This is a genomic window from Pseudomonas sp. MF09156 (assembly GCF_059862305.1).
This window is the reverse complement of record NZ_JCBCUR010000050.1, coordinates 1-1,165: the sequence shown is the minus strand read 5'-3', so window position 1 is coordinate 1,165 and position 1,165 is coordinate 1. Positions and strand designations below refer to the sequence as shown.

General features: G+C 56.9%; 1 protein-coding gene. It reads left to right on the top strand.

Translation table 11 applies throughout. From position 1 onward, the window contains the following. Positions 1 to 61 precede the first annotated feature (61 nt). The gene (locus AC19YY_RS30975; RefSeq protein WP_096144393.1) at positions 62 to 1,042 is read left to right on the top strand and encodes an IS5 family transposase; all 981 of its coding nucleotides are present in this window, start codon (positions 62 to 64) and stop codon (positions 1,040 to 1,042) included. Positions 1,043 to 1,165 lie beyond the last annotated feature (123 nt).

The following is a 1,165-nucleotide window of genomic DNA, read 5'->3' as shown; positions in this document are numbered from 1 at the left end:
GGAATCTCCGAACAAGTCCCGGATATGCGAAAATCGACCGACCACCTGATCCGAGCCTCCCATGAGCCAGATGAGCTTTTCCGACTTCGAGTACGCCGGCAAGCGCAAGCAAACCCGCCGCGAACGCTTCCTTGCCGAGATGGATCAGGTCGTGCCCTGGGCAGGTCTGCTCGGCCTGATCGAGCCGTTCTACCCCAAGGCCGGTGGCGGTCGAAAACCTTACCCACTGGAAACCATGCTGCGCATTCACCTGCTGCAGAACTGGTTCTCCCTCAGCGATCCAGCCATGGAAGAAGCGCTCTACGAAATCACCCCCATGCGCCAGTTTGCACGCCTGACGTTGAGTGCGCCGATACCGGAAGACACCACGATCATGAACTTCCGGCACCTGCTGGAGAAACATCAACTGGCTCCTGCAATCCTCGCGGTCATCAACGGTTATTTGCAGGACAAAGGCTTGTCACTGCGCCAGGGCACCATCGTCGACGCGACCATTATTCATGCCCCAAGCTCGACCAAGAACAAAGACGGCGAGCGCGATCCCGAGATGCATCAGACCAAGAAGGGTAACCAGTATTTCTTCGGTATGAAGGCCCACATCGGCGCTGACGTTGAGTCTGGACTGGTTCATCACGTCCATGGCACCGCTGCCAATGTGGCCGATGTCACCCAAGTCGCTGAACTGCTCCACGGGGACGAAAACGCGGTCTATGCGGACGCAGGTTACACCGGTGTCGAGAAGCGTGAAGAGCACGAAAATCGTGACGTGATCTGGCAAATCGCGGCTCGGCGCAGCACGTATTCCAAGCTGAACAAACGCAGCCTGTTGTACAAAGCCAAGCGCAAGATCGAGTACTGCAAAGCGCAGACACGCGCCAAGGTTGAGCATCCGTTTCGGGTTATCAAGCGCCAGTTTGGTTACGTGAAAGTACGCTTTCGTGGGCTGATGAAAAACACGGCCCAACTGACCACGCTGTTCGCCCTGTCGAACCTGTGGATGGCTCGAAAACGACTGATGGGTTTGGGTGAGTTGCGCACTTAACACGGAGAACCGGGCGGAAAACGCTCCGCTGCACACTGTATTAGGCCGTTTTCAGGGAATAGCGCTGATTGCCTGGTGAATTACGGCCTGCCATCGCTGCGCGGCAAGTTGATCGGAGCATCC